The sequence below is a fragment of the Kitasatospora sp. NPDC047058 genome, from assembly GCF_040643935.1.
GTDB lineage: Bacteria > Actinomycetota > Actinomycetes > Streptomycetales > Streptomycetaceae > Kitasatospora.
This window is the reverse complement of the sequence record NZ_JBEYVJ010000477.1, coordinates 1-4,670: the sequence shown is the minus strand read 5'-3', so window position 1 is coordinate 4,670 and position 4,670 is coordinate 1. Positions and strand designations below refer to the sequence as shown.

5 protein-coding genes are annotated in these 4,670 nt (G+C 76.3%); 4 read left to right on the top strand and 1 reads right to left on the bottom strand.

From position 1 onward, the window contains the following. The first annotated feature begins 400 nt into the window (after nt 1-400). Entirely contained in the window at nt 401-1,246 is an 846-nt protein-coding gene (locus tag ABZ885_RS35755) for a methyltransferase domain-containing protein (RefSeq protein ID WP_360198346.1), read from the top strand. A 48-nt stretch (nt 1,247-1,294) separates the two neighbouring features. Here ABZ885_RS35755 and ABZ885_RS35750 read toward each other — a convergent pair whose 3' ends face one another. Further along, nucleotides 1,295-1,924 carry a TetR/AcrR family transcriptional regulator gene (locus tag ABZ885_RS35750; protein WP_360198344.1) on the bottom strand — a complete coding sequence of 210 codons (630 nt, stop codon included), beginning with the start codon at nt 1,922-1,924 and terminating at the stop codon, nt 1,295-1,297. A 224-nt stretch (nt 1,925-2,148) separates the two neighbouring features. Here ABZ885_RS35750 and ABZ885_RS35745 point away from each other — a divergent pair, with 224 nt between their 5' ends. From ABZ885_RS35745 to ABZ885_RS35735, 3 genes are read left to right on the top strand one after another with little or no spacing between them, the layout of a single operon-like run. Further along, nucleotides 2,149-2,907 (top strand): SDR family oxidoreductase, encoded by a 759-nt coding sequence (locus ABZ885_RS35745; protein ID WP_360198342.1) that lies wholly within the window; start codon nt 2,149-2,151, stop codon nt 2,905-2,907. Further along, nucleotides 2,904-3,692 (top strand): SDR family oxidoreductase, encoded by a 789-nt coding sequence (locus ABZ885_RS35740; RefSeq protein ID WP_360198340.1) that lies wholly within the window; start codon nt 2,904-2,906, stop codon nt 3,690-3,692. The genes ABZ885_RS35745 and ABZ885_RS35740 overlap by 4 nt, the downstream gene beginning before the upstream one ends. Further along, nucleotides 3,689-4,660 (top strand): NADPH:quinone oxidoreductase family protein, encoded by a 972-nt coding sequence (locus ABZ885_RS35735; RefSeq protein ID WP_360198337.1) that lies wholly within the window; start codon nt 3,689-3,691, stop codon nt 4,658-4,660. Before ABZ885_RS35740 ends, ABZ885_RS35735 begins: the two co-directional genes overlap by 4 nt. Nucleotides 4,661-4,670: the final 10 nt, after the last annotated feature.

Sequence of the window (4,670 nt, the reverse complement as noted above, 5' to 3'; positions counted from 1 at the left end):
CGGCCCCCGTCGGTGCCGCCGGTCGGGGGGCCGGTCACCGCGGGAGGGGTTCGCTTCCGGTACGTGGTCCGGGTACGCGGTCGGGTCGCCGGCCCGACGGCCCGACGGCCGGAGCCGGCGGTGCGAGTCGGCGCTGTACACCTACGGGGCACACGTACTTCGTCCACAAGTCTCCGCGCACCTCCCGGGCCGGTCAAGGGCCGGCGGGACGGGCGGGCCGCGGCGCGCTCCACGGCGGGGGACGCGACGGCGGTGACGGACGGGGGGACACCCGGGCGGACGCATCCGGTCGGCACGGCCGGCGGCCCGTCGGTAGCTTGGGCGGGACGGCGCCGCGGCAGTGGACCGCGGGCGCGGCACGGACGGCGGCGCGGAGCCGCGGAAGGCCGGGCGGGTGCAGATGGTCAGTGGCGAGCTCGATCTCACCGGGCTGCGGCGCGTCTACGGACGGCCCGGCAGCCGGCTGTTCTACACGGCGGTCTGCCGCAACGCCCGGCACTGGGGCTGGACGGAGCCCGGCCAGTCCAAGTGGCGGTGCTGGCGGGCGCAGCGCCAGCTGGAGGGCGTGCTCGGCCGGAAGCTGGGGCTGCCGGCCGGCTCGCGGGTGCTGGACGCCGGGTGCGGGGCGGGCGTGGTGGCGCGGGAGATGGCGAAACGGTTCGGCCTGCGGATCACCGGCGTGGACGTGCTGGACTTCCACGTCCGGGAGGCCCGCCGGCTGAGCGTCCGGGCCGCGCTGGAGGACCGGACCACCTTCTCCTGGGGCGACTACCACGACCTGGAGTTCGCCGACGGCTCCTTCGACGGCGCGTACTCGATGGAGACGCTGGTGCACGCCTACGACCCGGAGCGGGCGCTGGCCGAGTTCCACCGCGTGCTGCGGCCGGGCGGCCGGCTGGTGCTGCTGGGCCCGATCGGGGCGCCGCCGGAGGAGATGAGCGCCGAGGGCCGCGCGGTCCTGGAGCCGTACCTGGACGCGATGGTGTTCCCGGGCGCGAAGCGGTACGACACCCGGAGCCTGAACGAGCTGCTCACCGGGGCGGGTTTCCGGATCGAGGAGGCGCTGGACGCCACCGCCCGCTACCGGCCCACCTCGGACGCGCTCTACGCGTACTTCCGGGTGCCGTACACGCTGCTGCGGCTGTTCGGCCCGGCGGAGGGGTGGCTGAACCTGCGCTCGGTGGTGGAGATGTACCAGGTCCGGGACTACGTGTCCTGGTACGTGCACACCGCGGTCAAGCCGTAGCGCCCGGTGCCGGGCCCCCGGCTGCCGGGCGGGTGCCGGGCGTGCGGCTCAGAGCCGCGCGCCGAGCATCCGCAGGACCAGTTCGCCGTAGCGGCGGCCCAGTTCCTCCGGCGTCTCGCTGCTGCGGTCGGTGTACCAGCGGGAGACGTCGATGCCGAGGGAGGTGACGGCGCGGGCGGCGGTCCGCACCTCGGCGACCTCGAAGACGCCGGCCGCGACGCCCGCCTCGATCAGCGCGGTCACCTCGCGCTCGATGTCCAGCCGCAGCGCGGCCACCACCGCGTACGCGTCCTCGGGCAGAGCGTGCAGCTCGTAGTTGACCACCCGGCCGACCGTGCGGGCCCGGGCGTGCCAGGCGGTGAACTCCTCGACCAGGCGCCGCATCCGGGCCTCCGGGCCGTCCTCGCCGGCCACCGCGGCCCGGACCAGTTCGAGCGTGGCGGCGTGCCCGGCCCGGCTGATCTCGGCCAGCAGGGCGGCCTTGGACGGGTAGTGGATGTAGAGCGCGGCCGGGCTCATGCCGGCGCCGGTGGCGATGTCGCGGGTGGTGGTGGCGTGGAAGCCGCGCTCGGCGAAGGACTCGACGGCGGCCTGGAGCAGCCGGTACGCCGCCTCGGGGCGGGCGTCGGCGCCGCCGGGCAGGGTGGGCCAGAGGTCGGCGATGGGCTTGCTGGTCATGGCGCCATCCTCCCAGAAGGGTCGTACGGGGCGTCCGGCAGGCGGTCGGGGCGGGGGTCGACGGCCCCCCACCGATGGTCGGCGGCCTCCCCCACCGGTGGTTGACAGCCTCCCCCACCGACACCATGCTAAGCAAGCGCTTAGTCACTGCTTTGCCACCCGCGGCACCCCGCACGCAGCGGACCCGCGGGCCGAGAACCCCGAACCGCGCGAAAGGACCCACCGTGGTGCACTCCTTCAAGGGCCAGGTGGCCGTCGTCACCGGATCCAGCCGGGGCATCGGCCTCGGCATCGCGCGCGAGCTGGTCGCCCGCGGCGCCCGGGTCTGCCTGACCGCCCGCAACGCCGAGCCGCTCGCCGAGGCCGTCCGCGACCTCGGCGGCCCCGAGGTCGCGATCGGCGTCGCGGGCAAGGCCGACGACCCGGCGCACCAGGACGAGGCCGTCGCCCGCACGATGGAGGCCTTCGGCCGGCTCGACCACCTCGTCAACAACACCGGCGTCAACCCGATCTACGGGCCGGTGCTGGACACCGACGAGGCCGCCGCCGCCAAGATCCTCGCCGTCAACGTGCTCGCCCCGCTCGCCTGGACCCGCCGCGCGCACGCCGCCTGGATGGGCGAGCACGGCGGCTCGGTGGTCAACGTGTCCTCCGTCGCGGGCATCCGCGCCTCGCTCGGGATCGGCATGTACGGGGTGTCCAAGGCCGCGCTGATCCGGCTCACCACCGAGCTGGCCGCCGAACTCGGCGAGCAGGGCATCCGGGTCAACGCCGTCGCACCCGCCGTGGTGAAGACGAAGTTCGCCGAGGCGCTCTACGAGGGCCGCGAGGAGAAGGTCGCCGCCGCGTACCCGCTGGGCCGGCTCGGCGTGCCGGAGGACATCGCGGGCGCGGTCGCCTTCCTGCTCTCCTCGGACGCCGCCTGGATCACCGGCCAGACCCTCGTGGTGGACGGCGGCGTGACCCTGGGCGGTGGAATGTGACGGCCGGGGACTTCGCCGGACAGGGCGTGGTGGTCACCGGGGCCGGGCGCGGCATCGGGGCCGCCCTCGCCGGGGCCTTCGCCGCGGCCGGCGCCCGCGTCGTGGTCAACGACCTGGACGCCGGGGCCGCCCGCGCCGTCGCCGCGGACTGCGGCGGCACCGCCCTGCCCGGGGACGCCGCCTCCGCCGGGGGCCTGGCCACCCTGGTCGAGGGCTCCCGCGAGGCGCTCGGCGAGATCGACGTCTGGTGCGCCAACGCGGGCGTCGCCCCCGTCGGCGGGGCCGACGCGCCCCCGTCCGCCTGGGCACTCGCCTGGGAGGTCAACGTGCTGGCGCACGTGCGCGCCGCCGAGCTGCTGCTCCCCCGCTGGCTGGAGCGCGGTTCCGGCCGGTTCGTGGCCACCGTCTCCGCCGCCGGGCTGCTCACCATGCTCGGCTCGGCCCCGTACGCGGTCTCCAAGCACGGCGCACTCGCCTTCGCCGAGTGGCTCTCCGCCACCTACCGCCACCGCGGGCTCAAGGTGCACGCCCTCTGCCCGCAGGGCGTGCGCACCGACATGCTCACCTCGACCGGAGCCGTCGGCGAGCTCCTGATGGCCGCGACCGCCCTCGAACCCGAGGACGTCGCCGACGCGACGCTCGCCGCCGTGCGCGAGGAGCGCTTCCTCGTCCTCCCGCACCCCGAGGTGGCCGAGTACTACCGCCTCCGCGCCGCCGAACCGGAGCGCTGGATCGGCGGGATGAACCGGCTGCAGCGGGACCTCGAGAAGGGCGGTGCGCTGTGAGGGCCTGGCAGGTCGCCGAACTGGGCGAGCCACGCGAGGCGATGCGCCTCGCCGACGACGTGGCGCGGCCGGTGGCCGGGCCGGCGCAGCTGCTGGTGCGGGTACGCGCCGCGGCCGTCAACTTCCCGGACGCGCTGATGGTGCGCGGGCAGTACCAGGTGCGTCCGCCGCTGCCGTTCACCCCCGGGGTGGAGCTGTGCGGCGAGGTGGTGGAGGGCCCGCGGGCCGGCGAGCGGGTGATCGGCAACCCGGTGCTGCCCGGCGGCGCCTTCGCCGAGTACGCGCTGCTGGAGGCCGCGGCCGCGTTCCCGGCGCCGGAGGCACTGGACGACGCCGAGGCCGCCGCCCTGCACATCGGCTACCAGACCGCGTGGTTCGCCCTGCACCGGCGGGCCGGGCTGCGACCGGGCGAGACGCTGCTGGTGCATGCGGCCGCGGGCGGGGTCGGCAGCGCGGCGGTCCAGCTCGGCCGCGCGGCCGGGGCGCGGGTGATCGCCGTCGTCGGCGGCCCCGGGAAGGCCGCCGTCGCCCGGGCGCTGGGCGCCGACCTGGTGGTGGACCGGACCGCCGAGGACTTCACCGCCGTCGTCGCGGAGGCCACCGGCGGACGCGGCGCGGACGTCGTCTTCGACCCGGTCGGCGGCGCGGCCTACGCCGGCTCCGCCAAGTGCGTCGCCTTCGAGGGCCGGATCGTCGTGATCGGCTTCGCGAGCGGCGAGATCCCGGCGCCCGCACTGGGCCACGCGCTGGTGAAGAACTACAGCATCCTCGGCCTGCACTGGGGCCTGTACAACACCCGGGACCCGCAGGCCGTCCGGGCCGCCCACGAGGAGCTGACCAAGCTGGCCGAAGCCGGCGTGGTCCGCCCGCTGGTGAGCGACCGCCTGCCGCTGGCCGGGGCGGCCGAGGCCGTCCAGCGGGTCGCGGACGGGCGCAGCACCGGCCGGGTGGTGGTCCTGGGCGCGTGACGCCGCGCCG